Here is a 15,532-nt window from a genome sequence, read left to right as displayed (position 1 = left end):
GGTGTGTCGGGGAGTCGTGACAAGCGCCTTCCCACCGCACTAGGGTGCGCGCCGTTGGACAAACCTATGGGGAGGCTGGGATGGCTGGGACGGACGAGGACGCCGTCGCCGCCGCGGACGATGCGCTCTACGTGCTCACGGCGGTACTGCTGACGCCGGCGAAGTTCCCGAGCGCTCTGGGCGACGACTACCCGGAGGCCTGTGCGGCGCTCGGCCTCCCGCCGCTCGCCGACGGGTACGGATTGGTGCTGGGCCAGGACGGCGAGGGCGCGCGGTGGACCGTCGTCATCGACGACGTGTCGCTGGTGGCCGTTGCCATCGCGTCGTGGGACTGCGGAATGGAATACGACCTGTCGCCCGGCGAGCGCACGGTCGTGGCCGCCCTGCCCGGCTGGCCGCTGGCGGTCGCCGTGGCGGCTCCGGACGTGCCCGCGCCGCACGATCCCTCCGCCGAGGTGGCGGAGGGCCCCGCGCTGACGCCCCCGGACACGACCACCTGGGGTCCGGCCCAGCGGAGGCTGGGGGCCGACGAGATCGCGCTCCAGTGGGCGCTGTGGCGCGAGCAGATCGACGACGCGGACTTCGCCCGCCCCCAGGAGGGCACGGCTGCGGACGCGGGCGGCAGCGCCGGCGCCGGCCAGGGGGTCCGGGACGACGAGCCGGGCGGGTCCGACAGCGCCCACCGGGCCGACTCGGCCGGCGGGGCCGAGAAAGACACGGCGAAGGGCACGGCGAAGGGCCACAACGGCATCCGACGCGTCCTCGCCGAGGTGCGCGCCTACGTGGACGCCCCGCCTCCGCTCGGTCGCGTCCGTTCGTCGTTCGCTCCGGGTGACGCGCGCACCCTGCGCGCCGACGGCCCTGGCTGGTCGCTGGTGGCCAGGACCGACGACATCGCGTTCGTCCTGCTCGACGAAGAGCCCGGCGAGGTGCTGCCGATCGGCCGCGGACCCGAACTGCCCGGGCTCCTGGAGGCGCTGGACAAGATGGCCGTACGGCCGCTCTGAGGGCGCACGGCCGCTCTGAGGGCGCACGGCAATCCCTCTGCGGCCGTTCGACGCCCACGGGCCCGGCAGCTCGGATGTGCGGGTGGACGGTGGACGGGGACGGGGACCGCGAGGCGGTCCCCGTCACTCAGCGGCCGAGCTCCTTGCGTGTGGCCCGGCGCAGTCTGCGCCGCTGAGCGGGATCCAACGTGAGGTAGGCCGCCGCCGGAACCCCCAGGACGATCAGCAAGGAAGCCCACCAGGGCAGCCAGATCAACAACAGCAGTCCGACCGCCACACCCCCTGCGGCGATCTTCGCGTTCTTCGACATGTGCGTCGCCTCCTTCGCGGCCACTGCCGCTCTCTGCCATGAGAACGGCTTCGCGACGCCCGCGGTTCCGGATACGACCCTGAGTCGTCCCTGAGGTACAGCCCTGAGACGCCCCTGAGAACGCGCACCCCAGGTCGGCGGACCGGACCGGGTTCAGACCGGGTGCGTGTTTCCCGCCGAAGTGTTGTAACCTCGGCGACCCCGCCCCTGGTAGTCAAGTTTGAGGAGTAGTTTCATCGCTGTGCAGAGGGTTCCCGTGGAGACACCGTTCGAGATCTCCGAACTGGCACGTTGCTCTGCCGTGTTCGTGCCCGGTACCCCGTCCCGAACGGGCCGCGTCGCCTTCTGGAGACCCGACGAAGACTCGCTTCCCGCCATTGGCCGACGCGTGGAGGATCTGTCCGTCGTTCGGCCGGCCGGCGCCGGTGTGGCACTGGCGCGCGTACCCGCCGTCCTGCTGCCCGTGGAGGAGGCCCTGCCCGTCCTCACACACGCGCGTGCCGTGCCGGACGGACACCGGGCCGCCGCGTTCTGGGGTGCGGCCGCCCTGCTGGCCCTGCGGTGTGTGGCACGCGGCCTCCTGCTGCCCGGCCTGTCGCCTCAGGACCACGACGCCTGGCGGATCGGCCCGCCGGCTCCGGAGGACGTCGAGCAGGTGCGCCGACTGGCCGCCTCCATGCCGCCCGAGGCGCACGCCGTACCGGTGGACGAAACCCCGCCGATGCGCCTTCCCGACCCCGAGAGACTGCTGCGGGCCTTCCTGGACGCCGTGGCGGACTCGCTGCCCCGCACGCCCGCCGCGTCGCTCCTGACGGGAGGTCCGGCCTACGCGGACCCGCGACCCCGGCGCCTGCCAGAGCTGCGGGCGTGGGCGGCCGACGTCGCCGCGGGCCATGACGCCGGCGTACGGATCTCGCTGCGGGTCGAGGTGTCCGGGCTCGACGTGCCGGGGGCCGACGCCCCCTCGGTCGGCCGGGCGGCGCCCACGTTCCGGGCCGTGCCACAGGTGCACAGCGTGAGCGATCCCGCGCTCGTCGCGGACGCCACCGACGTCTGGGCGGACTCCGGTGTCACGCGCGGGACGTTCGGCCCCCGCGCCCGGATGGACGCCCTGCTCGCCCTGCGCCGTGCGGCCCGGGTCTGGCCGGCGCTGACACCCCTGCTGTCGGCCACCGTGCCGGACGCCGTCGAGCTCCTCGACGAGGAGGTGTCCGAGCTGCTGGGCGAAGGGTCGCGGGCACTGGCGGGCGCGGGGATCGAGGTGCACTGGCCGAGGGAGTTGGCCCGCACCCTGACCGCCCGTGCGGTCGTGGGGCCGCCCCAGGAGGTGGCGGGGCCCGACCGGCTCGGCGCGGACACGCCGTCCTTCCTGTCGGCGGACTCTCTCCTGACGTTCACCTGGTGGTTCGGGCTGGGCGACCAGCAGCTGACGCGTGAGGAGCTGGACCGGCTGGCCGAGGCCAACCGGCCGCTGGTGCGACTGCGCGACCAGTGGGTGCTGATCGACCCACGGGAACTGCGCCGGGCCCACGCTCAGCAGGACCGCGAGATGACGCCCGTGGACGCGCTGGGCGCGGCCCTGACGGGCTCGACGGAGGTGGACGGCCGACGGGTCGACGTGCGGCCCACCGGGTGGCTGGCGGCCCTGCGGGAGCGGTTGACGCGTCCCGGGACGCAGGAGCTCGTGGAACAGCCCGCGACCCTCGACGCCACGCTGCGCGACTACCAGCGGCGCGGCCTGGACTGGCTGGCGCGGACCACGGCCCTGGGCCTGGGGTGCTGCCTGGCGGACGACATGGGGCTCGGCAAGACCGTCACGCTGATCGCCCTGCATCTGCACCGTCAGACGGACGCCTCGGCGGCGGGTCCCACCCTCGTGGTCTGTCCGACGTCCCTGATGGGCAACTGGCAGCGGGAGATCGAGAGGTTCGCGCCGGGCACGCCGGTGCGCCGCTTCCATGGGCCGCGACGCGATCTGGAGGCCCTGGCCGACGGGGAGTTCGTCCTCACCACCTACGGCACGCTGCGCCTGGACGCGGGGCGGCTCGGCGAGGTGCCGTGGGGCCTGGTCGTGGCGGACGAGGCGCAGCACGTGAAGAACCCGTACTCGGCGACCGCGCGGGCACTGCGCACCATCGGCGCACGCGCGCGTGTGGCGCTCACGGGCACCCCGGTGGAGAACAACCTGTCGGAGCTGTGGGCGATCCTGGACTGGACGACGCCCGGTCTGCTGGGCCGGCTCGGCGCCTTCCGTACGCGGTACGCCCGAGCCGTCGAGAGCGGCGGGGACCCGGCCGCGGCGGAGCGGCTCGGCCGGCTCGTGGGACCGTTCCTGCTGCGCCGCCGCAAGTCGGACCCGGGGATCGCCCCCGAGCTGCCGCCCAAGACCGAGACCGATCGGCCGGTGGCCCTCACGACGGAGCAGGCCGGCCTGTACGAGGCCGTGGTGCGCGAGACGCTCGCCGCGATCGCCGAGGCCGACGACATGGCGCGCCGGGGGCTGATCGTGAAGCTCCTGACCGGCCTCAAACAGATCTGCAACCACCCGGCGCAGTACCTCAAGGAGGAACGGCCGAGGACCGCAGGACGCTCCGGGAAACTCGAGCTCCTGGACGAGCTGCTCGACACCCTCCTCGCCGAGGGGGCGAGTGTGCTGGTCTTCACGCAGTACGTGCGCCTGGCTCGGATCCTCGAGCGGCACCTGGCGGCGCGGGGCGTGCCCACTCAGTTCCTGCACGGCGGTACGCCCGTCGCCGGGCGCGAGGACATGGTCCGGCGTTTCCAGGACGGCGAGGTCCCCGTGTTCCTGTTGTCGCTCAGGGCGGCGGGCACGGGCCTCAACCTCACGCGCGCGGAGCACGTCGTGCACTACGACCGCTGGTGGAACCCCGCGGTCGAGGCGCAGGCCACGGACCGGGCGTACCGCATCGGCCAGACCCGGCCCGTGCAGGTGCACCGGCTGATCGCCGAGGGCACGATCGAGGACCGCATCGCCGACATGCTGCGCCGCAAGCAGGATCTCGCGGACGCCGTTCTCGGGGCCGGCGAGGCGGCGCTCACGGAACTGACGGACGCCGAGCTGGCCGATCTGGTGCGGCTGCGAGGGGACACACGATGAACCGGCACGACGACGTCGAGGAACGGACCTTCGCCGCATCGCCTCCCGCGCACGGGAGCGGATTCGCTCGGACGTGGTGGGGACGGGCGTGGCTGGCCGCGCTCGAGGACGGCGCGCTGGACCGGGAACAGCTGCGGACGGGGCGCCGGCTCGTGCGCGCGGGCGCCGTGGGCGCGGTGTCGGTGCGGCCGGGGCGCGTCACGGCCGTCGTCCAGGACCGCGATCACACGCAGCACCGGGCCGACGTGCTGCTAGACAGGCTCTCGGACGACCAGTGGGACCGTCTGCTGGACCTGGCGGTGGAGCGGGCGGGGCACGTCGCCGCGCTGCTCGACCGGGAGATGCCGCCCCATCTGGTCGAGGACGCCGCGTCGGCCGGCATCGACCTGCTGCCGGGGCTGGGCGATCTGGAGGCGCGGTGCGACTGCGGCGCCTGGGACCACTGCGGTCACACGGCGGCGGTGTGCTATCAGGTGGCGCGGCTGCTCGACCAGGATCCCTTCGTGCTCCTGCTGCTTCGGGGACGTGCCGAGCAGCGCCTGCTGGACGACCTCCAGGCGCGCGGCCCCGCCGCTCGGTCCGCTGCCGAGCCGCCGGGGACGGAGGGTGTGGACGCGGCGGAGGCGTACGCGGCCGGAACCATCCTGCCTCCGCTGCCCGCCGTGCCCGAACTCCCGCCGGAGCCGGGTGTGCCGCCTTCGTTGGACACGGACGCCCCGCCCCCGGCCGGGGTGGAGCCGGCGGCGCTGGAGATCCTGACCGCCCGGACGGCCGCCGCGGCGCACCTGCTGCTCGTGGAGGCGCTCCGCGAAGGTCCTGCGCGGACGGCCCGGCTGACAGTGGGCCAGGACGCCGTACGGCTGGCGGAGGGCGTTCTCGACGTGCCTGGGACGGTGGATCGGCCCGTCGAGGGCGTGGTGGGCCGCCTCGCCGCCGGATCGGGGCGCGACCGGGCGGAGCTGGCGGCTGCCGTCCGGGCCTGGCGACTCGGCGGGGTGGCCGCCCTGTCCGTGCTCGAGGAGGAGTGGACCGTGGAGGGCGAGGCGCTCGCACGCGCGCGTGCCACGCTGGACTCGGCCTGGGAGGAGGACGAGCGGCCGGTGCTGCGGGCACGGGGGAACCGGTGGACGGCCGTCGGGACGGCCTGCCAACTGCGACTGGGGCGGGACGGCAGATGGTGGCCGTACCGCAAGGAGGGCGGCCGCTGGATGCCGGCCGGTGATGCGGCCCAGGACCCGGCGACGGCTCTGGCGGTGGCCCGGCAGGTCGACGAGTAAGCGCTTTCCCGGGCCTGGGCTCCGTACGGTTCCGCACGGGGTGTCGGTCCGACGGGCGGCCGACGCCCCGTGTTCACCCGGAGGTCGTACGGCGTTCGGCGCGAGCGCCAACTCTGGCCGCTGTCATCCAACTTGCCGCATCTTCTCCTCAGGAGGCCTGATGTCCCCGCACGCCACCGGTCGGCGCCGCGTCCACCGTCATGTCGCGGCGGGCGTACCGCTCGCCGTGCTGGCCGCGCTCGCCACCGCCGGACCGGCCGCCGCGGGCACGCCGGCCCAGGAGGCGCACGTCACCCGGACCGCGACCCTCGGCGACATCCCGCTCGGGACGTTCAGCAACGCGCTGCTGCCCGGCACGGTGACCGACGATCGGGGCGTGGACCTGGGCGGCATCGGCAGCGACATCTATCCGGCGGGCCGCAAGGGCGAGTTCTGGACGATCACCGACCGCGGGCCCAACGGACAGATCAAGGTGGGCGGCGCCAAGCGCCGTACGTTCCCCGTGCCCGGGTTCGACCCGGCGATCGTGCGGATCCGGGTGTCCGGGGACACCGTGAAGGTGCTTCAGGCGATCCCGGTCACCACCGAGTCGGGGAAGCCCGTGACGGGCCTGTCGAACCAGGCGGGACGCGACGAGGCGCCGTACTCCTACGACGCGCAGACGCCGCTGTCGTACGACCCGAACGGGCTGGACACCGAGGGCATCGTGCGGGCGGCGGACGGGAGTTTCTGGCTCGTCGACGAGTACGGGCCCTCTCTGGTGCACGTCTCCGCGCGCGGGAAGGTCCTGACGCGTTACGTGCCCCAGGGGCTGAAGCTCACGGGCACGGACTACCCGGTGGTGGAGGCGCTGCCGGCGGTCCTGCTGCACCGGAAGGTCAACCGCGGCTTCGAGGGCCTGGCCCAACTCCCCGGCGGCGACCTCGCCCTGGCGGTGCAGAGCCCGCTGTCGCTTCCGGACACGGCCGCGGGAGAGGGCTCGAGGACCACGCGTCTGCTGCGCTTCTCGCCGAAGAAGAAGGCCGTGACCGCCGAGTACGCGTACCGCTTCGACCCGGTCGACGTGGTCGACCCGAGCGAGGACGACACCTCCGAGCTCAAGATCTCCTCGGTGGTCGCCGTGGGCGGCGACCGGCTGCTCGTGGAGGAGCGCACCGACAAGGCGGCCCGGCTGCACCTGGTACGGCTGAGCCGGGCGGCGAACATCCTGGGCAGCCGGTGGGACGACGACGCGACGTCCCCGTCACTGGAGCAGCTGGACGACCCCGCGGCCTCGGGGGTCCCGGTGCTGGCGAAGCGGCTGGCCGTCGATCTCGGCACGGTGGCCGGAGTGCCCGGGAAGATCGAGGGCGTCGCGCTCGTGGACCACTCCACGCTGGCCCTGATCAACGACAACGACTTCGGGATGACGGACGGCGTCGGCGCCTTCGACGCGCAGGGCCGGCTCGTCGACAGCGGCATCGAGACGACGGTCACCTACGTGCGGCTGCCGCGAGGCGTGTGAGAGACGGGACTTGGGCACGCGCGCGTGGCGGTGTGGGGCCGCCACGCGCGCGTGGCCGTCAGGGCAGCAACTCGTCCAAGGACGGCAGCAGCGACTCGAGATCGCTCGGCAACTCGGTCGGCAGCTCGGTCGGCAGTCGGGTCGGCAGGTCGGTGGGGAACTGTGACGGCAGTTCGCTCGGCAGGCCGCTGGGCAGCTCCACCGGAAGGCTGAAGGACGGGGCGGGGGTGGAGCCGCTGCCGGTGCTGTTGTCGGCCGTCGGCTCGTCGTCCGACGAGTCGTCGCCTCCCATCAGCACCACGGCGACGACGGCTCCGGCGCAGACGAGCAGCGCGAGGACGACGAAGAGGGGGTTCCTGCGCCTCCCGGAGCGGCCCTGCGGACCGGGCGGAGGCGGGGGCGACCAGCCGCCCCCTCCCGTCCCGTCATCGGGTCCGTAGCCGGAGTGGGGCGGTCCGAAGCCGCCCGGAGGCGACATGTCGCCCGGCGGTCCGGGCGGTTGGGGCGGTACGGGCGGCATGGCCATACCGTCCAGCGTCGCGGTGAACCGCTCGCAGCGCGAGCCCCGCACGGAAGTTGATACCGACCCATGTCATGGACCGCATGATTCCGGCGTATTCCGCTCGGAGGCAGCTCGGAGGCAGCTCGGAAACCGACCGCTGGCAGACGGAAGACCGACCGAAGACCGAGCGTTCGACGGCACGCGCGTGTGCACGCTCACCGGTGCACACACGCGTGCGTGCCGGGTTCAGCCCCGGGCGCCCAGGAGGTGGTCCATGGCGAGCTGGTCGAGGTGCTCGAAGGCCATGCCCCGGGCGGCGGCCACCTCGGGGTCGAACTCCTCGAAGGCGGTGCGGTCGGCCAGCAGGCTCTCCAGGCCGTCCGCGGCGGTGGCCTGGGCGAGCTCGTCCAGGCGGGAGGCGCGCAGGGCCTCCTGGACCTCGGGGTCGCCGCGGAACGCGAGCGCACGCTCCTTGAGGATCAGGTAGTTGCGCATGCAGCCGGCGGCCGAAGCCCACACCCCGTCGAGGTCCTCGGTGCGCGGCGGCTTGAAGTCGAAGTGCTTCGGGCCCGCGTAACCGGCGCTCTCCAGCAGGTCGACCAGCCAGAACGCGGAGCGCAGGTCGCCGGCGCCGAAGCGCAGGTCCTGGTCGTACTTGATGCCGGACTGACCATTGAGGTCGATGTGGAAGAGCTTGTCCGCCCACAGCGCCTGGGCGATGCCGTGCGGGAAGTTCAGCCCGGCCATCTGCTCATGGCCGACCTCGGGGTTCACGCCGTACAGCTCCGGACGCTCCAGGCGCTCGATGAAGGCCAGGGCGTGACCGACGGTGGGGAGCAGGATGTCGCCGCGCGGCTCGTTCGGCTTGGGCTCGATGGCGAACTTCAGGTCGTAGCCCTGGGAGGTCACGTACTCGCCGAGGAGGTCGAAGGCCTCCTTCATGCGGTCGAGGGCCACCCGTACGTCCTTGGCGGCACCGGACTCCGCGCCCTCACGGCCACCCCAGGCGACGTAGACCTTCGCGCCGAGCTCGACGGCCAGGTCGATGTTGCGGATCGTCTTGCGCAGGGCGTAGCGACGTACGTCACGGTCGTTCGCCGTGAACGCGCCGTCCTTGAAGACGGGGTGCGTGAAGAGGTTGGTGGTGGCCATCGGCACGGTCATGCCGGTGGTGTCCAGGGCCTGGCGGAAGCGCTTGATGTGCTCCTCGCGCTCGCTCTCGGAGGACCCGAAGGGGATCAGGTCGTCGTCGTGGAAGGTCACGCCGTAGGCGCCCAGCTCGGCCAGACGCTGCACCGACTCGACCGGGTCAAGGGCACGCCGCGTGGCGTCACCGAACGGGTCCCTTCCCTGCCAGCCGACGGTCCAGAGGCCGAAGGTGAACCTGTCATCGGGGGTGGGCTGGTAGCTCATGTCGCGGCTCCTTGCTTGAAGACTGTGTCGCCGACTATTTCGTCATGGCAGTTTACAAATTAGTATGCGAACGCATCTCTGGGAAGACAGATCCCGCGGAGCCGCGGAAAAACTTGAGGGAGAACCCGATGTCAGCAGCCGAGGGTCCGCTCGTCGTCGGCGTGGACACGTCCACCCAGTCCACCAAGGCGCTGGTCGTCGACGCGGCCACCGGCCAGGTCGTCGCGAGCGGCCAGGCGCCGCACACGGTGACCTCCGGGGCCGGCCGCGAGAGCGACCCCCGCCAGTGGTGGGACGCCTTGCGGGAGGCCCTGCACCAGTGCGGTGACGCGGCCCGCGAGGTCGCCGCGGTGTCGGTCGGCGGGCAGCAGCACGGGCTCGTCACCCTGGACGGGCGCGGCGAGCCGGTGCGCCCGGCACTGCTGTGGAACGACGTGCGCTCGGCCCCGCAGGCCCGCCGGCTGACCGAGGAACTGGGCGGAGCGAAGTTCTGGGCGGAGCGCACCGGGTCCGTCCCGGCCGCTTCCTTCACGGTCACGAAGTGGGCCTGGCTGGCGGAGCACGAGCCGGAGGCCCTGCGCGCCACGAAGGCCGTACGCCTCCCCCACGACTACCTCACCGAGCGCCTCACGGGCGAGGGCACCACCGACCGCGGCGACGCCTCGGGCACCGGCTGGTGGGCGTCCGCGACCGAGTCGTACGACGCGGAGATCCTCGCCCATGTGGGGCTCGACCCGGCGCTGCTGCCCCGCGTGGTGCGGCCCGGGGAAGTGGCGGGCACCGTACGCGACAGTCACGACCTGCCCTTCGCCAAGGGCACCCTGGTCGCCCCGGGCACCGGGGACAACGCCGCGGCGGCGCTCGGCCTCGGGCTGCGCCCCGGCACGCCCGTGCTGAGCCTCGGCACCTCCGGCACGGTGTACGCGGTGGCCAAGCGCCGCCCCACCGACCCCACCGGCACCGTGGCCGGTTTCGCCGACGCGCACGGCGACTGGCTGCCCCTGGCCTGCACCCTGAACTGCACGCTCGCCGTCGACCGCGTCGCCGCCCTGCTGGGCCTGGACCGCGAGGCCGTGGAGCCCACCGCGCACCTCACACTGCTGCCCTACCTGGACGGCGAGCGCACCCCGAACCTGCCGAACGCCTCGGGCCTCCTGCACGGTCTGCGCCACGACACGACCGCCGGCCAGCTGCTCCAGGCCGCCTACGACGGCGCCGTGCACTCCCTGCTCGGCGCGCTCGACCTGGTCCTCGACGAGGACGCGGACCGCTCGGCCCCTCTCCTGCTGATCGGCGGCGGCGCCCGGGGCGCGGCCTGGCAGCAGACCGTGCGCCGGCTGTCCGGACGGCCGGTCCAGGTGCCCGAGGCCAAGGAACTCGTCGCGCTGGGCGCCGCGGCCCAGGCGGCGGGGCTGCTGACCGGCGAGGACCCGGCCGCCGTCGCCCGCCGCTGGAACACCACCCGGGGCCCGGTGCTGGACGCCGTCGAGCGGGACGAGGCGACGCTGGCCAGGATCGCCGGGGTACTCTCCGACGCGGCCCCGCTGCTGGACCGGAGCACGGACGCCCACTGAGCATCGACGAATCGACGGAGGCATGACCGCACCGCTGCACGAGGCCCGGCCGACCGGCCCGGGGCGCGCACTGCCCGACACCCAGCAGGGCATGCGCCGCCGCAACCTGGCCCGGGTGATGCACGCCGTCAGCGCCGAGGGACCGCTCTCGCGCGCGGCGGTCGCCTCACGCATCGGCCTGACCCGGGCAGCGGTCTCGACCCTCGTCGACGAACTCATACGCACCGGACTGCTCGAGGAGCTGGGCCCCGAGCGGCCGGGCCGGGTGGGCCGCCCCGGTTCGGCGCTGGCGGTCAGCGGACGCGGCCCGTCGGGCATAGGCGCCGAGATCGGCGTCGATCACCTGGCGGCCTGCGCAGTCGATCTACGCGGTGAGGTGCGGGCGCGGGCCGTGCGGCACGGCACGAACCGGGGCCGCTCCCCCGAGCCGGTGGTCGAGGAACTGACCGGCCTCGTGCGCCAGGTGGTCGCCGAAGCCGAGCGCGAGGGGTTGTGGCCTGCCGGACTCGCCGTGGCCGTCCCCGGGCTGGTCGCCCGCGACGCTCGTACGGTCGTCCGCGCGCCGAACCTCGACTGGCAGAACGTCGACCTCGGCGCGCTGCTGCCCGCGGAGTTCCCGCTGACCGTGGACAACGAGGCCAACTTCGGCGGACTGGCCGAACTCTGGCTCGGCGCGGACACTCTAGGGGACTTCCTGCACGTGTCGGCGGAGATCGGCATCGGCGCCGCGCTGGTCGTGGACGGCAGCCTGCTGCGCGGCACCCGCGGCTTCGCCGGTGAGCTGGGCCATGTGCCGGTGCACCCCGACGGGCCGGAGTGCGTGTGCGGCGGGCGCGGATGCCTGGAGCAGTACGCCGGCGAGGAGGCGGTGCTGCGCGCCGCCGGGCTGGAGCCGGGCGAGGACCGCGTCGGACTCCTCGCGGGACGCGCCGCGGCCGGCGACCCCGAGGTACGGCGGGCGCTGCACGAGGCGGGAACGGCCCTCGGCATCGCTCTCACCGGGGCGCTCAATCTCCTGGACCCGGAGGGCGTCGTCCTCGGTGGCGCCCTGGCCGGGCTCGCTCCGTGGCTGCTGCCGTCCCTCGAGGCCGAGCTCTCCCGGCGCACGGCGGGTCCCGCCCGTCCCGTGTCCGTCTCCCGGTTGGGTCCCGAGGGCCCGTTGCTGGGGGCCGCGCACTCGGTCGTGCGGGCCGTGCTGGACGATCCCGCGGCGGTCGCGGAACGGGCCTGAGCGGACGGGTCCATGGAGGGGTCGTATCACCGGCCGGGCGTCCACGCCCAGGTCGGCCGAGGTGCCGATCGGTCCTGGAACTCCGCGTTCGGGTGAACGAGTTGTCCACAGTCCCGCGCTCGTCCACCGAGCCCGGCGTGCCTTCCGCCCGACCGGCCGGCGTCGTCCCGGTCCCCACTGGGACTGGAGCCGGTGCCTGACGCCGGTCGGGCGCACCTGACCCGAACCGGACCGAAAGCGGATGGCCGGCTTCGGGGTGACGTCGTCCAGACGGTTGTCGGCCCGCGTACCCGGAGTGACGATGTCTCCAGCCGTAACGCCTTCCGGGAGGACGAGTTGACCGATCCCTGGGTGGCCCTGGAACCGGGTGCCGACCCTGCCGAGCGGGTGCGCGTCCTGCGCCACGCGCATGAGACGTTCACCGAGGCGGGCACCGTGCCGCGGCCGGTGCGTGCCGTCGTGGCCGACTCCTGGCGGCGTTCCGCGCGGGCCGGCGTGGGCCCCGACGGCACGGCGAGCGTCGAGCTGACCGACGGCGATCTCGGCGCCTACCGGTCCGAGCATCCGCTGGCGCGGGTGATGCCGCTGTTCCGTGAGCTGATGGGCACGTTCGCCGCCGACGGACGGCACCTCCTGGCGGTGTGCGACGCGAACGGGCGGCTGTTGTGGGTCGAGGGCCACGCGGCGACCCGACGGCAGGCGGGACGGATGAACTTCGTGCCGGGTGCGCGCTGGGCGGAGAGCGCGGTCGGGACGAACGCGCCGGGCACCGCGGTCGCCCTGGACCGGCCGGTGCAGGTGTTCGCGGCGGAGCACTTCATCCGGCGGGTGCAGCCATGGACCTGTGCCGCCGCTCCGGTGCACGATCCGCGGACCGGGCGGGTGTTGGGCGCCGTGGACATCACGGGCGGGGACGGACTGGCGCATCCGCACAGCCTGGGCTTCGTGCAGGCCGTCGCGCGGGCCGCGGAGGCGCACCTGGCGCTGCTGGCCCCGGCGCGGCCCGCCGTCGACGCACCGCGACTGACCGTGCTGGGCCGGGACGAGGCGCGTCTGGTCGCCGGCGGCCGTGACATCAGGCTGAGTCGCCGGCACAGCGAGATCCTGGTGCTGCTGGCCCGCCGTCCCGAGGGTCTGACGGGCGACGAGCTGCTGTGCGCGCTGTACGAGGACGAGTCGGTGCCCCCCGTGACACTGCGGGCCGAACTCGCCAGACTGCGCGGGGTGCTCGGCCCCGGGCTGCTGGCCTCGCGCCCCTACCGGCTCACCGTCGCGTGCGAGTCGGACGTCGCCGTCGTCGAACGAAGGCTGGCGGCCGGCGCGGTCACGGCGGCCGTGGCCGCGTACACCGGGCCACCGCTGCCGTCGTCCCAGGCACCGGCGGTGGCCCGGCTCAGACGCCTTCTCGGCGAGGCCCTGCGCGCCGCGCTGATCGCCTGCGGCGACCCCGATCTGCTCGCGGACTGGGCGCACGCGCCGTGGGGCGAGGACGATCTCGACGTGTGGCGGGCGCTCGCGGCGGCGCGTCCGACGGCCGCGATACGGGCTCGTCTCGCGTCCCTCGAGTCGGAACTGAAGGCGCCGACGGGACGGCCGCACCCGTAGGCCGCGCGAATCGTCCACGGGCGAGGCGTCCGCAGGTGGACCGCCCACCGGACGAGGCGCCCGCGGGCCACGCATGCACAGGCGTATGCGAGGCCTCCCGGCGGGCGGCGCACCGTGGACGGCGCAACGTCGAGGGTGGGCGGCGCAACGTGGATGCAACGTTCGCCTCCCTAGCCTCCCGCGGAGAGCTGCCCAACGGCGGGCGGCTCTGCTGAGGGAGGCAGAGCAGGATGACCCGTTACGCGACGCCCGGCACCGAGGGCGCGATCGTCTCCTACCAGACGCGTTACGACCACTACATCGGCGGTGCGTACGTGCCCCCGGCGCGGGGGCGGTATTTCGACAACCCGTCTCCGGTGAACGGCGAGACGTTCACCGAGGTGGCGCGCGGTACGTCGGAGGACGTGGAGCGGGCACTCGACGCGGCGCACGCGGCCGCGCCGGGCTGGGGCCGCGCCTCGGCGACCGAGCGCTCCGACATCCTGCTGAAGATCGCCGACCGGATGGAGGCGCATCTGGAGGCCCTGGCGGTCGCGGAGAGCTGGGAGAACGGCAAACCCGTCCGCGAGACGCTGGCTGCGGACATCCCGCTGGCCATCGACCACTTCCGCTACTTCGCGGGTGCGGTCCGGGCCCAGGAGGGTTCGCTCAGCGAGGTCGACGACGACACGGTGGCGTACCACTTCCACGAGCCGCTCGGCGTCGTCGCGCAGATCATCCCGTGGAACTTCCCGATCCTGATGGCGACCTGGAAGCTCGCGCCGGCGCTCGCCGCGGGCAACACGGTCGTCCTCAAGCCCGCCGAGCAGACGCCGGTGTCGATCCACTACTGGATGAGCCTGGTCGGCGATCTGCTGCCCCCGGGCGTGGTGAACATCGTCAACGGCTTCGGCGAGGAGGCGGGCAAGCCGCTCGCGTCCAGCCCGCGGGTGGCGAAGATCGCCTTCACGGGCGAGACGTCGACGGGGCGGCTGATCATGCAGTACGCCGCGCAGAACCTCAAGCCGGTCACGCTGGAGCTGGGCGGCAAGTCGCCGAACATCTTCTTCGACGACGTGTGGGAGAAGGACGACGATCTGCGGGACAAGGCGCTCGAGGGCTTCACCATGTTCGCGCTGAACCAGGGCGAGGTGTGCACCTGCCCGTCCCGTGGGCTGATCCAGCGCGGCAACTACGGCGACTTCATCGAAGCGGCCGTCGCCCGCACCGAACTCATCAAGCCGGGCCACCCCCTCGACACCGACACGATGATCGGCGCCCAGGCGTCCAGCGACCAGCTCGCCAAGATCCTCTCGTACATCGACATCGGCCGGGAGGAGGGCGCCAAGATCCTCACCGGTGGTGAACGCGCCGAGTACGAAGGCGACTTGAAGGGGGGCTACTACGTCCGCCCGACGATCTTCGAGGGCGACAACCGCATGCGGGTCTTCCAGGAGGAGATCTTCGGACCGGTGGTCTCGGTGGCCTCGTTCGACGACTTCGACGACGCCATCAAGATCGCGAACGACACGCTGTACGGCCTCGGGGCCGGCGTCTGGACGCGCGACATCAACACGGCGTACCGCGCGGGCCGGGCGATCCAGGCGGGTCGCGTCTGGACGAACTGCTACCACGCGTACCCGGCCCACGCCGCCTTCGGCGGCTACAAGCAGTCGGGCATCGGCCGCGAGACGCACAAGATGATGCTGGAGCACTACCAGCAGACGAAGAACGTTCTTTGTTCATACAGCCCTAAGAAACTTGGGTTCTTCTAGAGCCTCAAGTGGGTTTCCTGGAGGCACTGTCGCCCTCCAGGAAACCCAGCACGACGAACTCGCTCAGCAACCGATGCAACACTTCGCGCCACCGTATGACCTCCAGGTGACTTCGTCCCGGTACAGCCGCGGGTCATCGTCGATGCCGATACCCGCCTGTCATCGCATCAGCCCGACCGGCGCCGGAGAACGAGGCTGACGCCCACGTCCGGCGCTGGTCCGGCCTCTCCGTCCTTC

At 73.2% G+C, this 15,532-nt stretch carries 11 protein-coding genes; 8 read left to right on the top strand and 3 right to left on the bottom strand.

From position 1 onward, the window contains the following. The first annotated feature begins 80 nt into the window (after nt 1-80). Entirely contained in the window at nt 81-1,007 is a 927-nt protein-coding gene (locus ACIRPU_RS06315) for a hypothetical protein (protein WP_403862414.1), read from the top strand. Nucleotides 1,008-1,134: 127 nt separating this feature from the next. Here the strand turns inward: ACIRPU_RS06315 and ACIRPU_RS06310 are convergent, their stop codons facing one another. Further along, nucleotides 1,135-1,317 carry a hypothetical protein gene (locus ACIRPU_RS06310; RefSeq protein ID WP_384121302.1) on the bottom strand — a complete coding sequence of 61 codons (183 nt, stop codon included), beginning with the start codon at nt 1,315-1,317 and terminating at the stop codon, nt 1,135-1,137. A 241-nt stretch (nt 1,318-1,558) separates the two neighbouring features. Here ACIRPU_RS06310 and ACIRPU_RS06305 point away from each other — a divergent pair, with 241 nt between their 5' ends. The 3 genes from ACIRPU_RS06305 (at nt 1,559) to ACIRPU_RS06295 (ending at nt 7,216) form a co-directional block, all read left to right on the top strand. Next, a complete protein-coding gene (locus ACIRPU_RS06305) occupies nt 1,559-4,435 on the top strand; it encodes an SNF2-related protein (protein ID WP_403862411.1) in 2,877 nt (958 codons plus the stop codon). After that, nucleotides 4,432-5,712, top strand: coding sequence for an SWF or SNF family helicase (locus ACIRPU_RS06300; protein WP_403862407.1), 1,281 nt, complete (start codon nt 4,432-4,434; stop codon nt 5,710-5,712). The genes ACIRPU_RS06305 and ACIRPU_RS06300 overlap by 4 nt, the downstream gene beginning before the upstream one ends. A gap of 160 nt (nt 5,713-5,872) precedes the next feature. Continuing rightward, complete coding sequence (locus tag ACIRPU_RS06295; RefSeq protein ID WP_403862404.1) at nt 5,873-7,216, top strand: esterase-like activity of phytase family protein; 1,344 nt, start codon at nt 5,873-5,875, stop codon at nt 7,214-7,216. Nucleotides 7,217-7,274: 58 nt separating this feature from the next. Here ACIRPU_RS06295 and ACIRPU_RS06290 read toward each other — a convergent pair whose 3' ends face one another. After that, nucleotides 7,275-7,742 carry a hypothetical protein gene (locus tag ACIRPU_RS06290; RefSeq protein WP_403862401.1) on the bottom strand — a complete coding sequence of 156 codons (468 nt, stop codon included), beginning with the start codon at nt 7,740-7,742 and terminating at the stop codon, nt 7,275-7,277. A gap of 222 nt (nt 7,743-7,964) precedes the next feature. Next, complete coding sequence (gene xylA / locus ACIRPU_RS06285) at nt 7,965-9,131, bottom strand: xylose isomerase (RefSeq protein WP_384112839.1); 1,167 nt, start codon at nt 9,129-9,131, stop codon at nt 7,965-7,967. Nucleotides 9,132-9,259: 128 nt separating this feature from the next. Between xylA and xylB the strand changes: the two genes are divergently transcribed. The 4 genes from xylB (at nt 9,260) to ACIRPU_RS06265 (ending at nt 15,295) form a co-directional block, all read left to right on the top strand. Next, complete coding sequence (xylB, locus tag ACIRPU_RS06280) at nt 9,260-10,705, top strand: xylulokinase (protein WP_403862398.1); 1,446 nt, start codon at nt 9,260-9,262, stop codon at nt 10,703-10,705. Between the two features lie 22 nt (nt 10,706-10,727). After that, nucleotides 10,728-11,936, top strand: a complete 1,209-nt coding sequence (locus ACIRPU_RS06275; RefSeq protein WP_403862395.1) for an ROK family protein — start codon at nt 10,728-10,730, stop codon at nt 11,934-11,936. Between the two features lie 336 nt (nt 11,937-12,272). After that, nucleotides 12,273-13,541: a GAF domain-containing protein gene (locus tag ACIRPU_RS06270; protein ID WP_403862392.1), complete on the top strand. Its 1,269-nt coding sequence runs from the start codon at nt 12,273-12,275 to the stop codon at nt 13,539-13,541. Between the two features lie 230 nt (nt 13,542-13,771). Continuing rightward, nucleotides 13,772-15,295, top strand: a complete 1,524-nt coding sequence (locus tag ACIRPU_RS06265; RefSeq protein WP_403862389.1) for an aldehyde dehydrogenase family protein — start codon at nt 13,772-13,774, stop codon at nt 15,293-15,295. The last annotated feature ends 237 nt before the right edge of the window (nt 15,296-15,532 follow it).

Source organism: Streptomyces sp. NPDC102259 (genome assembly GCF_044766465.1).
GTDB lineage: Bacteria > Actinomycetota > Actinomycetes > Streptomycetales > Streptomycetaceae > Streptomyces.
The sequence above is the reverse complement of the archived record's forward strand: the minus strand, read 5'-3'. Positions and strand labels throughout refer to the sequence as shown.